This is a genomic window from Streptomyces colonosanans (assembly GCF_001866645.1).
Taxonomy (GTDB): domain Bacteria; phylum Actinomycetota; class Actinomycetes; order Streptomycetales; family Streptomycetaceae; genus Streptomyces; species Streptomyces colonosanans.
Map to the genome: position 1 here is coordinate 94,490 of NZ_MLYP01000002.1, position 15,904 is coordinate 110,393.

Below are 15,904 nucleotides of genomic sequence, written 5' to 3' on the forward strand. Positions count from 1 at the left end.
TGAAACTCTAGCATCCCCATCGGCCAGTCTGGAAATCCGTTCCGCCCAGGTCAGCACCGCGGGATGCGGCAGGCCGCCGGGACACCTACTCGTTGGCGGCCCGGGGCCGATCCCCGTCCTCGTACTGGTCGAACAGCGGGGTACGCCCCCGCTCCCGGGACCGCCGCGCGGACGCCGCCCGCCGGGCGTCGCTCCGGCCGCCGTCCCCGGGCTCCGCCGAGGCGGGCCGCCCCGGATCCGGCTCGGATGCCGACACCCCGGGTACGGGCGCCGCCGCCTCCGCCGCACTGGACCGGGCGGAGCTCCAGGCGTCAGGCGCCCCGAGGTCCACGCTCGGTGTCGCCCGGGGGGCGACCGGCGCGGTCACATACGTCGGCAGCGGCACCGGGACCGGGTCCCAGGTCTCCCCGTGGCCCGGCCTGCGCTGGCGCTCGCGCTGCTGGTCCACCCACTCCGCGTGGTCGGTCTGCTCGACGAGCGCCCGGCGGTCGGCGGCGAGCGCGGACAGCCCGGGGTCGCTTTCCGGCTCGGGTCCCTCCTCCGGTTCGTCCGGGTCGGCGGCGACCGGGGGCCGCCGCCTGGGCTGCCGCTCCCTGAGCCGCTGAGCCGCCACCTCGGCCTGTCGCCGGTCCATCGTGTACGTGAACCGCTTCCGCTCCTGCACCCGCAGATACGCGATGTACGCGCTCAGCAGCACGGCGGGCACGCCGGGCGCCCACAGAAAGGCGAGGCCCCCGACCGCGGCGACGACTGCGCCGATGGTGAAAGCGAGGAAGAGCACCACGGTCGTACGCCGTCGGCGCGCGAGCACCTTCGAGCGCTGGGCACGCGCCGCCGCCTGTGCCGACGGCGCCTTCCGCGCCGGGGGAACGCCCGCCGGCTCCGCGGGGTGCGCCCCGGTCGCCCGGGCCGGGGTCTGCGCTCCGGGCCTGGGCGCGGCCTTGCCCGCCGCTCCCCGCCGGGCCGGGGCCTCCGGCTCCACTCTCGCCCGCGCCTGCGGATCGGTCGGAGGCATGGCGAAGGCCCGGACGTCCACCGAGCCGGTGACGCCGTCCGGAAGGGCACTGGACTCCCCCTCTTCGGTGGAGCGCGCCCGCAGGTCCTTGGCGTATCGGCGCTCCATACCCGCCCGCCCGGACAGCAGCCGGATGGCGGTACTGAAGCGTTCCGTCGGACGAGACTCGTTGAGTTCGTCCTGCCTACGGAGCCACATCGGCACCAAGTAGGCGGCCCAGGCCCCGACAATGACTGCGTAGATGAGGCCGCTGCTGCTCACGCCTCACACGGTAGAGGGATTTGCGTGAGGCCATCCGCCAATTGGGCCGGTGTGTCGCACGATCTGGCTGATATTTCGAGCTTTTTTTGAGACCGATGCGATCAGCACGCCATCGGGACCGCTAATTCATGGGACCGAGACGGTCAGTGACCGGTCAATTTCGAACATATTTTTTATTTCCTCGGGTTGACCGGCTTGCCCCGGCCCGAACTCGACCCCGGTGCGCGGGAACCCGGGCCCGGTGCGCCGGTCTGCTGTGAACGTGCCCGGTGCCAGCGCGCCAGCAATCCGTCGGGCAGCTCTTCCGCGGTGAGCGCGAAGACGAGATGGTCCCGCCAGGCCCCGTCGATGTGCAGGTAACGCGGCCGGAGCCCTTCCTCGCGGAATCCGAGTTTCTCCACCACGCGGCGGCTCGGCCCGTTCTCCGGGCGAATGCAGACTTCGATGCGGTGCAGCCCGACGGTCCGGAAGCAGTGGTCGACGGCGAGCGCCACGGCCGTCGGCATCACCCCGCGGCCCGCGACCGCCTCGTCCACCCAGTAGCCGATGTGGCCCGAGCACATCGAGCCCCAGGTGATCCCCGCCACCGTCAACTGCCCGGCGAGCCGCCCCCGGTACTCGATGACGAAGGGCAGCATCCGGCCCGCACCGGCCTCGCCGCGCAGGTGCCGGACCATCTGGCGGTAGGTCGGCCGGTGTGTGACCGGGCCGCTGGGCGCCGGCGGCGGAATAGTCGCCTCCCATGGCCGCAGCCACTCCCGGTTGCGGCGGTTGACCTCGCGCCAGGCCCGCTGGTCACGCAGCTTTATCGGCCGGAGGACGACATCGCCGTCCGCCAGCTCGACGGGCCAGAATGGGCTGTTCAGCGTGCACCCCCACTCGGTCTCGAGCGGTCCTCACCGGCCGCGGAGCCGCCCGTGTCGGCCCTGCGGTGATCACCGCCGCGGATCTGGTCGACGGCGTGCACCAGCAGGGGTTCCAGGACGGCCAGTCCGTCCTTCACTCCGCCGGTGGATCCCGGCAGGTTGACGATCAAGGTCCCGTCGACGACTCCGGCGAGGCCCCGGGACAGCGCCGCCGTGGGCACCTTCTCTCTTCCGAACGCCCTGATGGCCTCGGGAATGCCCGGCACCTCGTAGTCGATCACCGCACGGGTGGCCTCGGGGGTGCGATCGGTGGGCGAGATACCGGTACCGCCGGTGGTCACGATCACGTCGTAACCGGCGCGGGAGCCGACGCGCAGCGCGTTCTCCACCGGGTCCCCGTCCGGGACCACCCACGGCCCGTCGACCGCGAAGCCGAACCGGAGGAGCGCCTCGGCGATCAGGGGCCCGCCCTTGTCCTCGTACACGCCCGCCGCCGCGCGGTTCGATGCGGTCACCACCAGGGCGGAGTACGCCGCGAAGAGGGCGCCGCCGATCGGCGGCTCGACCGGGGCCGTCATGCCCGGCTCCAGTCGCCCGACGTGCCGCCCGTCTTCTCCTCCACGCGCACGTCCGTGATCACCGCTCCCTTGTCGACCGCCTTGACCATGTCGATCACGGTCAGCGCCGCGACGGTGACCGCGGTGAGCGCCTCCATCTCGACACCCGTGCGGTCGGTGGTCTTCACGGTGGCCGTGATCTCGACGGCGTCGTCCGCCACCGACAGATCCAGCTTCACTCCCGACACCGCCAGCGGGTGGCACAGCGGGATCAGGTCGGGCGTGCGCTTGGCGCCCATGATCCCCGCGATACGCGCCGTGGCGAGCGCGTCGCCCTTGGGGACGCCCTCGCCGCGCAGCAGCTCCACCACGCGCGGCGAGACCAGGACGCGGCCGCCGGCGCGCGCGGTGCGCTCCGTCACGTCCTTCCCGGACACGTCGACCATGCGGGCTGCTCCGGCGTCGTCGATGTGGGTCAGTCGGTCGTGCGTACTCATGTGCTGCGGCGCTCCTGGTCCGGGCCCGGCGCGCTACCGCGCGGGCCTGCTGTGCGCGACACGGTACCGCCAACTCGACGCGTCCAACCGGGCAAGGTCCGGCCGTCCGCGCACCCGGACGGACGAGTCCCCGCAACACGGACGTCCGGAACAAGGCTCTCGGCCACGACCCCACCCGGCGGCCCGCTCGGCGCGGTGGGAGGCCCGGGAGACGGCCTCCCCGACCGAAGGATCTCCTGCCCCGACGCGAGAGACCCGAGCAGGACCGCCAGGGCCCCGCGTCCGGCCGTACAGCGGGGTGAAGCCGTGGGTCGCTCAGCCGAGCAGGACCACTTCGACCTCGGTGCCCGGCTCGACCGACGTGTCGGCCTCGGGGACGACGATCAGCGCGTCGGCCTGCGCGAGGGCCGCGATCAGGTGGGATCCGGCGCCACCGACCGGGGTGACCACGCCGTCGGCGTACGTCCCGCGCAGGAACTGCCGGCGCCCCGCGGGCGAGGTCAGCACCTTGTCCGCACGCAGGACGGCGCTGGTCCTGGGGCGATGGACGTCCTCCAGGCCCATCAGGGTGCGGATCGCGGGGCGTACGAACAGTTCGAAGGAGACGTACGACGACACCGGGTTGCCCGGCAGTGCGAGCAACGGCGTGTGGTCGGGGCCGATCAAGCCGAAGCCCTGGGGCTTACCCGGCTGCATGGCGAGCTTGCGGAACTCGACGCCGCCGCCCGCCTCGCCTTCGTCACCGTCACCGTCACCGACGTCGACGGAGGTGAGCGCCTCCTTCACCACGTCGTACGCCCCCACGCTCACCCCTCCGGTGGTGACCATGAGGTCGGCACGGACGAGCTGGTCCTCGATGGCGGAGCGGAGCGTCTCGGCGTCGTCGGCGACCGCACCGACCCGGTAGGCGATGGCACCGGCGTCCCGGGCGGCGGCGGTGAGGGCAAAGCTGTTGGAGTCGTAGATCTGGCCGCCCGTCAGCTCCTCGTCGGGCTGGACGAGTTCACTGCCGGTGGACATGACGACCACGCGCGGGCGCGGGCGCACGCGTACCGTGCCGCGGCCGATCGCGGCGAGCAGTGCGATCTGCGGCGGCCCGAGGACGGTGCCCGCCGCGAGGGCGAGGTCACCGGCCTTCACATCACTGCCCTTCGCGCGCACATGCGCGCGTGCCTCGGCCGGGCGGTGGATCCGCACCTGCCCGGTGGCACCCTCGGGCGACAGGCTGCGGGCGGGCATTGCGGAGACGGGGCCGCCGCCCAGCCCGCCGTCGGTCCACTCCACGGGGACGACGGCCTCGGCACCGGGCGGTAGCGGGGCGCCGGTCATGATGCGTGCGGCCTGACCGGGCCCCACCTCGAGCAGGTCGGCCGAGCCCGCCGCGACGTCCCCGATCACCGTGAGGACGGCGGGGAACTCCTCACTCGCGCCCTCGACGTCCGCGACCCGCACCGCGTACCCGTCCATCGAGCTGTTGTCGAACGGTGGCAGCGAGAGCGGCACCGTGACGTCGTCGACCAGGACGCAGCCCTGGGCGTCGAGCAGGTTGAGCTCGATGGGTTCCAGGGGGCGGACGGTGGCGAGGATGTCCTTCAAGTGTTCGTCCACCGACCAGAGGTGGTCCTGCCCGGTGGCCCGGGTCGCGGCGGCGCTCAAGATCGCTACATCTCCTCGGCTACATAACTGCGAAGCCAGGTCCGGAAGTCCGGGCCCAGGTCTTCACGTTCGCATGCGAGTCGGACAATGGCACGCAGGTAGTCGCCACGGTCGCCGGTGTCATAGCGGCGGCCCTTGAAGACGACGCCGTGCACGGGGCCTCCGACCTTCTCGTCCTCGGCAAGTTGCTGGAGGGCGTCGGTGAGCTGGATCTCACCGCCGCGGCCCGGCTCGGTCGTACGAAGTATGCCGAAGATGTTCGGGTCGAGGACATAGCGGCCGATGATCGCGTAGTTCGACGGGGCGTCCGCCGGGTCGGGCTTCTCGACCAGGCCGGTCACCTTGACGACGTCGCCGTCCTCGGTGGACTCGACGGCGGCACACCCGTAGAGGTGGATCTGCTCCGGAGCGACCTCCATGAGCGCGACGACGCTGCCGCCGCGCTCCTCCTGGACCTCGACCATGCGCGCCAGCAGGGGGTCGCGCGGATCGATCAGGTCGTCGCCGAGCAGGACGGCGAAGGGCTCGTGGCCGACGTGCGGGGCGGCGCACAGCACGGCGTGGCCGAGACCCTTGGGGTCGCCCTGGCGGACGTAGTGCATGGTGGCGAGATCGCTGGACTGACGGACCTTCGCGAGCCGTTCGGCGTCGCCCTTCTTCTCCAGGGCCGACTCGAGTTCGTAGTTGCGGTCGAAGTGGTCCTCGAGAGGGCGCTTGTTGCGGCCGGTGACCATCAGGATGTCGTCGAGCCCTGCGGCCACGGCCTCCTCGACCACGTACTGGATCGCAGGCTTGTCGACGACCGGCAGCATCTCCTTGGGAGTGGCTTTGGTGGCAGGCAGGAACCTGGTGCCGAGGCCCGCCGCGGGGATGACAGCCTTGGTGATCTTGGGGTGCGACTCAGTCATGTCCGCAACCATATCCGCTGGCTATGTACTGAATCCGCAATTCCAGTTAGTTCGCTCTCATATGAGCGCTTTTACGAAGGGTAGGGCAGTGACCTGTGGTTCCCAGGGGACACGAGGCAGAGCCTGACAAGAGGACGTTGCGGCGAGGGTTCCTCGCGGTGAGAAACGGGTTGACCGCGGATGACGTGCGGGAAGCGGCGGCGGCGCTCGCCGGGCACGCGCTGGAGCTGCCCGAACTCGGACATGCACACACGGTGGCGGCCTATGTTTCCGTGGGGAGCGAACCCGGCACCCTCGCGCTCCTGGACGCGCTGCGCGCGCGGGGTGTGCGGGTGCTGCTCCCGGTGCTCCTGCCGGACAACGACCTCGACTGGGCGGCGTACGCCGGGCCTGACTCCCTCGTGCGCGTCCGGCACGGCGGGAAGATGGCCCTCCTGGAGCCCGCGGGCGAGCGACTGGGCCCGGAGGCCGTCGGACGGGCCGATGCCGTGCTGCTGCCGGGCCTGGCCGTCGACGCACGCGGCATGCGGCTGGGGCGCGGTGGCGGCTCGTACGACCGCGTACTGGCCCGCCTGGAGCGTGCGGGCGCCGACCCCGCGCTGGTGGTGCTTCTGTACGACACGGAGGTCGTCGAGCGGATCCCCGAGGAGGCACACGACCGTCCGGTGCACGCGGTGGTGACGCCGTCGGGCGTACACCGCTTCCACTGAGTTCCATCGCCCAACTCCGCCCCGGGAGACGCCCGGAAGCCGCCCCGTACGCGAACCGGCCCTCCACGCGCGCGTGGAGGGCCGGTTTCCTGCCGGGACCGTCAGGTCAGGGCTTGAGCACCAGGGTGTCGCTCGTGTTCTTGTCGACCGCGTCCTTCGAGAAGTTCCACGGCAGCAGTTCGCCCTTGGCCCACTTGTCCGTCTGGTCGGTGTAGTGGGCGCTGTAGGCGTGTCCCGAGGCGCCGGAGAGGTTTATCCACTTGGACTTGTCGAGGTCGTCCAGGTTGATCACCATGCGCATCGACGGCACCCAGATCGCGCCGTAGCCGCCCGCGGCGTTCCAGCCGGTGGCGTTCACCGTCGCCTCACCGCCGTCGATCTTCCAGGGACCGCGGTTGAGCATGTACTGCACTATGCGGGGACCGCCCGTGCCCAGGGTCTGGTTCTTCAGGAACAGGCGGTGCAGCCGGCCCCAGCTCCAGGTGTCGATGTCCTTGCCGAGCTTGGCGGTCAGCTCCCAGCGCGCGTCGTGCATGGCGCGCGCGAACAGCTCGTCGCGCGTCGTGGTGGCCGGCTGGGTGCGCGTCTTGGGCGACTGCCACCAGTCGTTCTGCTGGTCGTTGACGATGTTGCGCACCACCTCGAACCAGCGGTCGCCGCCGTCCGGCTGCGCCTGGTCCGCGTCGCGCTGACCGCACTCGCGCACCTTCTGGTTCTCGTCGGCGGGCCTGGTCGTGGCGACCGGCTCCACCCACAGGCACTGCCCCTTGACCCGCAGCTCCTTGGGCATCTTGTTGCCGAAGGCGAGCTTGAGGATGTTGCGCCAGACGGCGTTGAAGTACGCGGCCGCCGCCGAGTCGGAGTCCTGGGTGTAGTCCCAGCCCTCCAGCAGCTTCTGCGCCTCGCGGACGTACTTGTCGGAGACGTCGATCTTGAGCAGCTTGGGCACCAGGAGCCTGGCGATCTCGCTGCTGTTGTCGAGCTGCATCTGCCGCATGTCGTCGGTCGAGATCTTGCCGCCGCCCTTGATCTTCGACTCGATCAGGTCGGTGATCCGCTGGCTGCGCGCGCCGTAGCCCCAGTCCGTGGTGAGCGTGTAGGGGTACTTGTCCTTGTCGACCACGGCCTGGTTGGCGGTGACGATGTAGCCGCGCTTCGGGTCGAACTCGTAGGGCAGCTCATCCTGCGGGATGTAGGGGCCCCAGCTGTACTTGGAGTCCCAGCCAGGCGCGGGGAGCGAGCCGGCGTCGCTCTTGGCGCGCGTCGGGATCCTTCCGGGCAGCTGGTAGCCGATGTGGTCCTGGGTGTCGGCGTAGATCAGGTTCTGCGAGGGAACGTCGAAGGACCGGGCCCCTTGGCGGAACTCCGTCCAGTTCGAGGCCTTGTCTATCGCGAAGACGGCGTCCATGGAGTTGCCGGGCTCCAGGGCGGTCCAGCGCAGCGCGATGCCGTAGCCGTCGCCCCGGTCGGGCGCCGCGGTGGTGACGGTGGCCTTCTTGCCGACCTTGACGAGCTCGTCATCGCGGTCGGACAGCAGGGGGCCGTTGTTCGTCTCGCGAACGACGATCTTCTTGGACCCGCCCCCGGCGATCTTGATCGTTTCGGTGCGGGTGGTGAACGGCTTCACCTTGCCGTCGTACAGATAGCCGTCACCGGAGAGCTTCTCCAGGTAGAGGTCGGTGACGTCGACGCCGGAGTTGGTCATGCCCCAGGCGATGTTCTGGTTGTGGCCGATGATCACACCGGGCATGCCCGCGAAGGTGTACCCCGTGACGTCGTACTGGCACTTGCTGGAGACCTCGGTGCAGTGCAGGCCCATCTGGTACCAGACCGACGGCAGTGACGCCGACAGGTGCGGGTCGTTGGCCAGCAGCGGCTTGCCGGTGATGGTGTGGCTGCCGGCGACGACCCAGGAGTTGGAGCCGATGCCGTGGCCGTTCACGCCGACGGCCGTCGGCACGTTGTCCAGGACCCTGGTGAGGCCCGCCAGCTGGTTCTGCAGGGCCGAGCCGGCCGAGGTCGTGGTCGAGGTCCCGGCCGTCGCTGTCGACTGCCCGCCCGTCGCGGAGCCCTGTTCGAACGTCTTGGTGAGGGCGTTGTACTCGCCCTCCTGGACGATCGCCTTGTTGCGGCTGTACGGGTACTCCGGGTACAGGTCGGCGATCTGCTTCGGACCGAGGCGGCTGGCCATCAGGGAGCGGTCGATCTCGTCCTGCATGTTGCCCCGCAGGTCCCAGGCCATCGCCTTGAGCCAGGAGACCGAGTCGACGGGGGTCCAGGCCTGGGGCGTGTAGTCGTTGGTGAGACCCAGGGCCGCGTACTCCAGCGAGATGTCCTTGCCGCCCTTGCCCTTCAGATAGGCGTTGACCCCCTTGGCGTACGCCTGGAGGTAGGCCTTGGAGGAGGCCGACAGTTTGGTGTCGTACTCCTTCTGAGCCACCCGGTCCCAGCCCAGGGTGCGCAGGAACTCGTCGGACTTCACCTGGCTCTTGCCGAACATCTCGGACAGGCGTCCGGACGTCATGTGGCGGCGCACGTCCATCTCGTAGAACCGGTCCTGCGCCTGAACGTAGCCCTGCGCCATGAACAGGTCCGCGTCGGACGAGGCGTAGATCTGCGGGACCCCGTAGCCGTCACGCTTGACGTCGACGGGACCTGAGAGTCCGTCCAGGGTGATCGAGCCCTGGGTCTGCGGGAAGGAGGCGCGCACGGTGCTGACGGACCAGTAGCCGCCGTAACCGACGCCTCCCACGAGAGCCAGAACCAGAACGATCACAAGCAGACGGGCTCTGCGCCCCTTCTTCCTGCCGGACTTGCCGGGCTTCTGGCCGGAAGAGGCGGTGGTGTTGGGGGGCATCGCTGTCCTTGCTGTCCTTACGCGAGCGGCAGGGCGGGCTGTGCTTTCTTCTTGAGCGCTGGAGCAACCATAGGCGCAGAGCCCGCCCCGCCTTGACGCGGAGTCGGGAACCCACCCGGCCTGAAGTCCGCTCGCACAGCCCCCGAGCGTCAAGGAAACGTCAAGAGTTAGGTAAAGTAATGAAGTAGTCGCGCGGAAGACCGTGGCACCACCCGGCTTCACGTGCTCGGATCGAGGCGTTCGCATCGCGGCGCTCGGATCGGCGAGAAGGGAACGGCCGCTGACTGTCCACCACCTCAACCAGCTCCTGCTCGTCTGCGCGCTCGTACTGCTCGTAGCGGTGGCGGCCGTCCGGATCTCCTCGCGCAGCGGGCTCCCCAGCCTGCTCCTCTACCTGGGCATCGGCATCGCCATGGGCGTGGACGGGTTCGGCCACGTCTACTTCAGCGGCGCGGCCTTGACCCAGGTCATGGGGTACGCGGCCCTGGTCGTCATCCTGGCCGAGGGCGGTCTCGGGACGAAGTGGAAGGAGATCAGGCCGGCCCTGCCGGCGGCCTCCTCCCTGGCCCTCGTGGGCGTCGCGGTGAGCGTGGGCGTCACCGCCGCCGGCGCGCACTACCTGACCGGTCTCGAGTGGCGGCAGGCGCTCATCATCGGAGCGGTGGTGTCGTCGACGGACGCGGCGGCGGTCTTCTCGGTACTGCGGAAAGTCCCCCTTCCCGCGCACCTGAAGGGTGTTCTGGAGGCCGAGTCCGGCTTCAATGACGCCCCGGTGGTCATCCTCGTCGTCTCCTTCTCCACGGCAGGTCCCGTGGAGCACTGGTACGTACTCCTGGCCGAGATAGCCATGGAGCTGGCCATCGGTGCCGCCATCGGTCTCGCGGTGGGCTGGCTCGGCTCCTGGGGTCTGCGGCACGTGGCGCTGCCCGCCTCCGGTCTCTACCCGATCGCCGTCATGGCCATCTCGGTCACCGCCTACGCGGTCGGCGCGCTGGCGCACGGCAGCGGCTTCCTCGCCGTGTACCTCGCGTCGATGGTGCTCGGCAACGCGAAGCTGCCGCACTGGCCCGCGACACGCGGCTTCGCCGAGGGGCTCGGCTGGATCGCCCAGATCGGAATGTTCGTCCTGCTCGGACTGCTGGTCACCCCGCACGAGCTGGGCGGCGACATCCTGCCCGCCCTCGTGATCGGCCTGGTGCTGACCCTGGTGGCGCGGCCGCTGAGCGTGGTCGTGAGCCTGGCGCCCTTCCGGATGCCGTGGCAGGAGAAGACGCTGCTGTCGTGGGCGGGGCTGCGCGGTGCGGTGCCCGTCATCCTGGCGACAATCCCCATGGTCAACGGCGTCGCCGCCGCCCACCGCATCTTCAACATCGTCTTCGTCCTGGTCGTCGTCTTCACCCTGGTCCAGGGGCCGACACTGCCGTGGCTGGCCCGCAGGCTGCAGCTGGGCGAGGGCCCCGAGGCCGCCGACCTCGGCATCGAGTCGGCCCCCCTGGAGAGGCTGCGCGGCCACCTGCTGTCCGTCGCGATCCCCGAGGGGTCGCGGATGCACGGCGTCGAGATCAACGAACTGCGGCTGCCGGCCGGGTCCGCCGTCACCCTCATCGTCCGGGACGGAAAGTCCTCGGTGCCGCTGCCGACGACGGTGCTGCAGCACGGCGACGAACTCCTCGTGGTCACCACCGACCAGGTCCGCGATGCGGCGGAGAGCCGCCTGCGGGCCGTCGGCCAAGGCGGCAAGCTGGCCAGTTGGCTGGGGACGAGCGGGAACGGGGGGCCGGGCCGCTGACGGGCCCCTGCGGCGGCGGGCACGGGGCCCGCGGACGCGACCTGCCTCTGTAGAATCGGGGGCGCACCCTGATCGAACCAACTCTGCCTGACGCAGAGCTGGCGCGACCGTATGGCGGCCGGGGCGCCCACCTGAGCGGGCGCCGGTATCTACCGCAGTCCGCGCAAGAGGACAGCTCTCGGCGCCCCGCACGGGCGCTACCAGGTGGCAGAAAGGCACGGGCCGTGGCGTCCACGGTCACCTCGAAGTCGTCCCGTCCGGGCTACGGGCAGCTGCTGCGCACCCGCGGCGCCTGGACGTTCCTGCTCCCCGGTTTCGCGGCGCGTCAGCCGTTCGCGATGCTCACCATCTCCATCGTGCTGCTCGTGCAGCACACCACGGGCTCGTACGGGGCCGCGGGCGCCGTCGCGGCGGCCACCGGCGTCTCCATGGCGCTGTTCGCGCCGTACGGCGGCCGCCTCACCGACCGGTACGGCCAGCGCACGGTACTGCTCCCCGGCGTCCTGGTGCACTCCCTGTCCGGTGTGTCCCTGACGATGCTCGCGCTGGCCCACGCTCCCCTGTGGGCGCTGTTCGCGGCGGCGGTCCCGACCGGCGCGTCGGTGCCGCAGGTCGGCCCCATGGTGCGCGCCCGCTGGGGCGTGAAGCTCCAGGGTTCCCCGCTGATGACGACGGCGGCGGCCTTCGAGTCCGTCACCGACGAGCTGACCTTCGTGTTCGGCCCGCTGCTGGCGACGGCCCTGTGCACCGCCGTGAACCCGGCCGCGGGCCTGCTGAGCGAGGCGGCGCTGACGCTGGTCGGCGGCCTGCTGTTCGCGGCGCAGAAGAGTACGCAGCCGCCCGTCGCCGACGTGACGCACGCGCGCGTGGAGCACGCTTCCGCCCTGCGCGTCCCCGGGGTGCGCGTTCTGGTCGTGACCTTCCTGGGCATCGGCTCCGTCTTCGGCGGCATGCAGGTCTCGCTCGCCGCGTTCAGCGACTCGATCGGCAAGCCCGGCCTGAACGGCGTCCTGTACGGCGTCTTCGCCGCCGGCAACATGCTCTCCGGTGTCGTGTGCGGCGCCATCGCCTGGAAGGCCGCCCCGCAGCAGCGCCTCGTCATCGGCTACGCGGCCCTCACGCTGACCGCCTCGGGCCTGTGGACCGCGCACTCAGCGGTCGTCCTGGCGGGCCTCGGCCTCCTGGTGGGCATGTGCATAGCGCCCGCACTGATCAACGGCTACACACTGGTCGAGAGCCTGGTCCCGGCCCAGGTCCGCACCGAGGCCTTCACCTGGCTGACCGGCGCGGTCGCGCTCGGCCAGGCGGCCGCGGTCACGGTGGCCGGGCAGTTGGAGGACCGCCTCTGGGACGGCGCCGGATTCCTGGTGCCGATGGCCGGTACGGTGCTCGCGCTGGCGACCCTGGTGTCCCTGCGGTCATGGCTGTCGCCGTCGCAGGGGACCACCACGGCCACGCGCGGCGCGGCCCCTCGCGATCCCGTCGCGGTCGGCGAGATGTGACGTGGACGGGAGATCCCGGTTCGGCAAGGAATACGCCACTGCGCCTCCGCCGCCGACCCGGCTTCTCACCCGGGCACAAAGGCCGTCATGACGGTCACGCCGCGACCGCCTCCCGGGGGACAGGTGACGTTCGTTACTCCGTTCGCCTGCGGCACGGGTTACCATGGACGATCGTTAGCACTCATTGAGTGAGAGTGCCAGGAGGAAGACAAGTGCCCACCTACCAGTACCAGTGCACCGAGTGCGGCGAGGGCCTCGAGGCGGTCCAGAAGTTCACCGACGACGCCCTGACCGAGTGCCCCAACTGCGGTGGGCGCCTGAAGAAGGTGTTCTCTGCCGTCGGCATCGTCTTCAAGGGCTCCGGCTTCTACCGCAACGACAGCCGCGGCGCGTCCTCGAGCAGCAGCCCCGCGTCGTCGAAGCCGTCCGGCTCCTCCACCTCGTCGTCGACCGACTCCGGGTCCTCGTCGACCGGCTCCGGATCGTCGTCGACCGGAACTTCCTCCAGCTCCGCCGCATAAGGCCCGGCCAGGAGACCCTGCCGTCGTGACGACGGCGGGGTCTTCGGCATTTCCCGGGCCAACTACTGTGCTCGCCGTGACGTACGACAGGCCAGGGAAGCGATTCCCCCACCGGCTCGAGCCGGTGGCCCCCTCGCTAGGAGACTGATGGAGAACGCAGAGATCGGCGTCATCGGCGGTTCGGGCCTCTACTCCTTCCTCGACGACGTGACCGAGATCCAGGTCGACACCCCTTACGGCGCGCCCAGCGACTCCCTCTTCCTCGGCGAGATCGCCGGCCGTCGGGTCGCCTTCCTCCCCCGCCACGGCCGCGGCCACCATCTGCCGCCGCACCGCATCAACTACCGCGCCAACCTGTGGGCGCTGCGTTCGGTCGGTGTACGGCAGGTACTCGGACCCTGCGCGGTGGGCGGGCTGCGCGCCGAGTACGGCCCCGGGACGCTGCTCGTGCCGGACCAGATGGTGGACCGTACGAAGACCCGCACGCAGACGTACTTCGACGGGCTGCCGCTGCCCGACGGCACCGTGCCGAACGTGGTGCACGTCTCGCTCGCCGACCCGTACTGCCCGGTCGGCCGCAAGGCCGCGCTGGAGGCGGCGCGCGGGCGGGACTGGGAGCCGGTGGACGGCGGCACGCTGGTCGTGGTCGAGGGCCCGCGGTTCTCCACCCGCGCCGAATCGTTGTGGCACCAGGCGCAGGGCTGGTCCGTGGTGGGTATGACCGGCCACCCCGAGGCCGCGCTCGCCCGTGAACTGGAGCTGTGTTACACGTCGTTGACGCTGGTCACGGATCTGGACGCGGGCGCCGAGACCGGCGAAGGCGTCTCGCACGACGAGGTGCTCCAGGTGTTCGCGGCGAACGTGGACCGGCTGCGGGACGTGTTGTTCGACGCGGTCGCGGGACTTCCGGCGAACGAGACGCGGGACTGCCTGTGCACGACGGCGCTGGGCGGGATGGATCCGGGATTCGAGCTGCCGTAGGGGTGGGCGCAGAGGCCCGGAACGTCCCGTTCGGGTGAGCGAGTTGTCCACAACCGGCCGGTAGTCCACGGTCGTCGGCGGACTTCGCCGCAAGCCCTCATCGTGGATCGCGTCTCGATCTCGTCGATCTCGCGATGCAGGTGGTGGTCAGCATGGCTCAGCTCCCCCTTTCCGCAGGCCCTTTGTACAGGGGCGCTTCCGTACGCCCGCCGGAACCGGACATCGCGGCGCGCCCGCCGGGCTCGGGTATCGCGGTACGCGCGGACGCGCCTCCGGCCTGCGCGGTGCCGCAGTTCGCTCCCGTGCGCGTAGGTGGCGGGCGACACCGACTTCGGCGTCTCGTACGGCACCGGAGGCGGGCCGTGGCCCTGGGCCTGGCGGTCGGTGCCGCCGCTTTGGTGGCTGCGGGACCGCGCGACTTCGAGAGGCCACGGGGACATCCGGGCGTCGAAGCGCGTCCGACGACGGCGGCCGAGCCCGCACGGGAGCGACGCGTGGTCGAGACGGTGACGGCGCCCGTGCGGATCGCGGACGGGGCGACGGTGCGGATACTGCGGCCGGGCGACCGGGTCGACGTGATCGCGGCCGACGGCGGCGCCGCGAAGGTGGTCGCGGCCGGGGCCCGTGTGACGCGGGTGCCGGACGTCGACCTCACGGAGAGCGGCGCGCTGCTCTTGCTCTCCGTGCCGCGCACCACGGCCGCACGCCTGGCCGGTGCCGGCGCGACCTCACGGCTGGCGGTGACGCTGCGCTGAGCACCCAAGGCGATCCGCGATCCCCTGCCGGCTCTGGCCCGGGCACCGTCGCGCGTGGCCGCGGCGCGGCGGTGGGTGCGCGGGTGCGCCGCCTGGTTCAGATGTGGTGGGGCGGCTTCTCGTCGAGGAAGCGCTTCAGATCGGCCGCGCTGTCGGTGCTCGGCCGCTCGCCCCACCCACGATCCGTGTCGTCCGCCGACTGCTGGTCCAACGGGTCACCGAAGATCAACGTGTTCTTCGGATCGAGCGGTTCGGGGGCAGTGCTCATGCCCCCAGGGTACGTCCCTGGGGGAGCCGGGCCGCGACGGTGCCGCGTCGCGGCCCGCCCTTGACCGTCGGCAGCGGGCTTCCAGGTGGGGCCCCGGGGGGGCTTGCTCAACTCTGTGATGTGCGTGGACGCCCGTGCGGCGGGTGTCCGCCGTGGGCGCGGGCGTGGTGCCGAGGGGCCGGGTCACCGCGGTCGCGCCAGGGCGGCCCGGCGGGTGTGTCAGTCGAAGCGGAGGCTGCCCGTCCGGATCCTCTTCAGTTCGAAGGCGTCCGGGTAGTTGGCCAGGGCGCGGGCTCCGTCGAAGATCCGGACGGCTTCCTCGCCTCGCGGAATCGAGTTGAGCACCGGGCCGAAGAAGGCGCCGCCGTCGATGTGGACGGTAGGCGTGCCCACGTCCTCGCCGACCGGGTCCATGCCCTCGTGGTGACTCTTGCGCAGCTCTTCGTCGTAGGCATCGGTGCCGGCCGCGTCCATCCGCGAGGCGGGCAGGTTCCGCGCGGCGAGCGCCCCGGCCGCCATGGCGAGGTAGTCCTCGTCGCCGTTGTGGATGCGGGTGCCGAGCTCCTCGCAGAGACCGGGCAGGACGTCCTCACCGTGGTGGTGGGCCGCCGCGGCACAGATCCGGGTCAAGGCAAGGGAGTTGTCCACCAGGGTGCGGTACCGGTCCGGCAGCTCACGGCGCTCGTTGAGCACGTACAGGCTCATCAGCCTGAAGCGCAGGTCCAGCGGGCGGTGCTGCTGCACCTCCAGAATCCAGCCGG

15 protein-coding genes are annotated in these 15,904 nt (G+C 70.9%); 6 read left to right on the forward strand and 9 right to left on the reverse strand.

All coding sequences use genetic code 11. The features are described 5' to 3' along the window. Positions 1–85: 85 nt before the first annotated feature. From sepX to galU, 6 genes are all read right to left on the reverse strand, one after another. Positions 86–1,276 carry a divisome protein SepX/GlpR gene (sepX, locus tag BIV24_RS00525; protein ID WP_071364074.1) on the reverse strand — a complete coding sequence of 397 codons (1,191 nt, stop codon included), beginning with the start codon at positions 1,274–1,276 and terminating at the stop codon, positions 86–88. 173 nt (positions 1,277–1,449) lie between these two features. Then, positions 1,450–2,142, reverse strand: coding sequence for a GNAT family N-acetyltransferase (locus BIV24_RS00530; protein WP_079167920.1), 693 nt, complete (start codon positions 2,140–2,142; stop codon positions 1,450–1,452). Continuing rightward, positions 2,139–2,720 (reverse strand): MogA/MoaB family molybdenum cofactor biosynthesis protein, encoded by a 582-nt coding sequence (locus tag BIV24_RS00535; RefSeq protein ID WP_071364076.1) that lies wholly within the window; start codon positions 2,718–2,720, stop codon positions 2,139–2,141. The genes BIV24_RS00530 and BIV24_RS00535 overlap by 4 nt, the downstream gene beginning before the upstream one ends. After that, the gene (moaC, locus tag BIV24_RS00540) at positions 2,717–3,196 is read right to left on the reverse strand and encodes a cyclic pyranopterin monophosphate synthase MoaC (RefSeq protein WP_071364077.1); all 480 of its coding nucleotides are present in this window, start codon (positions 3,194–3,196) and stop codon (positions 2,717–2,719) included. The genes BIV24_RS00535 and moaC overlap by 4 nt, the downstream gene beginning before the upstream one ends. Before the next feature lie 315 nt (positions 3,197–3,511). Further along, positions 3,512–4,852, reverse strand: coding sequence for a molybdotransferase-like divisome protein Glp (glp, locus tag BIV24_RS00545; RefSeq protein WP_071364078.1), 1,341 nt, complete (start codon positions 4,850–4,852; stop codon positions 3,512–3,514). A 5-nt stretch (positions 4,853–4,857) separates the two neighbouring features. Next, positions 4,858–5,760, reverse strand: coding sequence for a UTP--glucose-1-phosphate uridylyltransferase GalU (galU, locus tag BIV24_RS00550; RefSeq protein ID WP_071364143.1), 903 nt, complete (start codon positions 5,758–5,760; stop codon positions 4,858–4,860). 95 nt (positions 5,761–5,855) lie between these two features. Here galU and BIV24_RS00555 point away from each other — a divergent pair, with 95 nt between their 5' ends. Continuing rightward, positions 5,856–6,470, forward strand: coding sequence for a 5-formyltetrahydrofolate cyclo-ligase (locus tag BIV24_RS00555; protein ID WP_079167921.1), 615 nt, complete (start codon positions 5,856–5,858; stop codon positions 6,468–6,470). 106 nt (positions 6,471–6,576) lie between these two features. Here BIV24_RS00555 and BIV24_RS00560 read toward each other — a convergent pair whose 3' ends face one another. After that, a complete protein-coding gene (locus BIV24_RS00560) occupies positions 6,577–9,327 on the reverse strand; it encodes a penicillin acylase family protein (protein WP_071364080.1) in 2,751 nt (916 codons plus the stop codon). 244 nt (positions 9,328–9,571) lie between these two features. Here BIV24_RS00560 and BIV24_RS00565 point away from each other — a divergent pair, with 244 nt between their 5' ends. From BIV24_RS00565 to BIV24_RS00585, 5 genes are all read left to right on the forward strand, one after another. Next, positions 9,572–11,116, forward strand: a complete 1,545-nt coding sequence (locus BIV24_RS00565; RefSeq protein WP_071364144.1) for a potassium/proton antiporter — start codon at positions 9,572–9,574, stop codon at positions 11,114–11,116. 224 nt (positions 11,117–11,340) lie between these two features. Beyond that, a complete protein-coding gene (locus BIV24_RS00570; protein ID WP_071364081.1) occupies positions 11,341–12,618 on the forward strand; it encodes an MFS transporter in 1,278 nt (425 codons plus the stop codon). 212 nt (positions 12,619–12,830) lie between these two features. After that, positions 12,831–13,139 carry an FmdB family zinc ribbon protein gene (locus BIV24_RS00575; RefSeq protein WP_071364082.1) on the forward strand — a complete coding sequence of 103 codons (309 nt, stop codon included), beginning with the start codon at positions 12,831–12,833 and terminating at the stop codon, positions 13,137–13,139. A gap of 147 nt (positions 13,140–13,286) precedes the next feature. After that, positions 13,287–14,120 carry an S-methyl-5'-thioadenosine phosphorylase gene (locus tag BIV24_RS00580; protein ID WP_071364083.1) on the forward strand — a complete coding sequence of 278 codons (834 nt, stop codon included), beginning with the start codon at positions 13,287–13,289 and terminating at the stop codon, positions 14,118–14,120. A 152-nt stretch (positions 14,121–14,272) separates the two neighbouring features. Next, positions 14,273–14,875: a hypothetical protein gene (locus tag BIV24_RS00585; RefSeq protein WP_245766626.1), complete on the forward strand. Its 603-nt coding sequence runs from the start codon at positions 14,273–14,275 to the stop codon at positions 14,873–14,875. Between the two features lie 97 nt (positions 14,876–14,972). On the opposite strand, the gene BIV24_RS34085 is transcribed toward BIV24_RS00585, so the two are convergent. Both BIV24_RS34085 and BIV24_RS00590 read right to left on the reverse strand, forming a co-directional pair. Further along, positions 14,973–15,143 carry a hypothetical protein gene (locus BIV24_RS34085; RefSeq protein WP_177198595.1) on the reverse strand — a complete coding sequence of 57 codons (171 nt, stop codon included), beginning with the start codon at positions 15,141–15,143 and terminating at the stop codon, positions 14,973–14,975. 219 nt (positions 15,144–15,362) lie between these two features. Next, positions 15,363–15,887: a mycothiol-dependent nitroreductase Rv2466c family protein gene (locus tag BIV24_RS00590; protein ID WP_342745228.1), complete on the reverse strand. Its 525-nt coding sequence runs from the start codon at positions 15,885–15,887 to the stop codon at positions 15,363–15,365. Positions 15,888–15,904 lie beyond the last annotated feature (17 nt).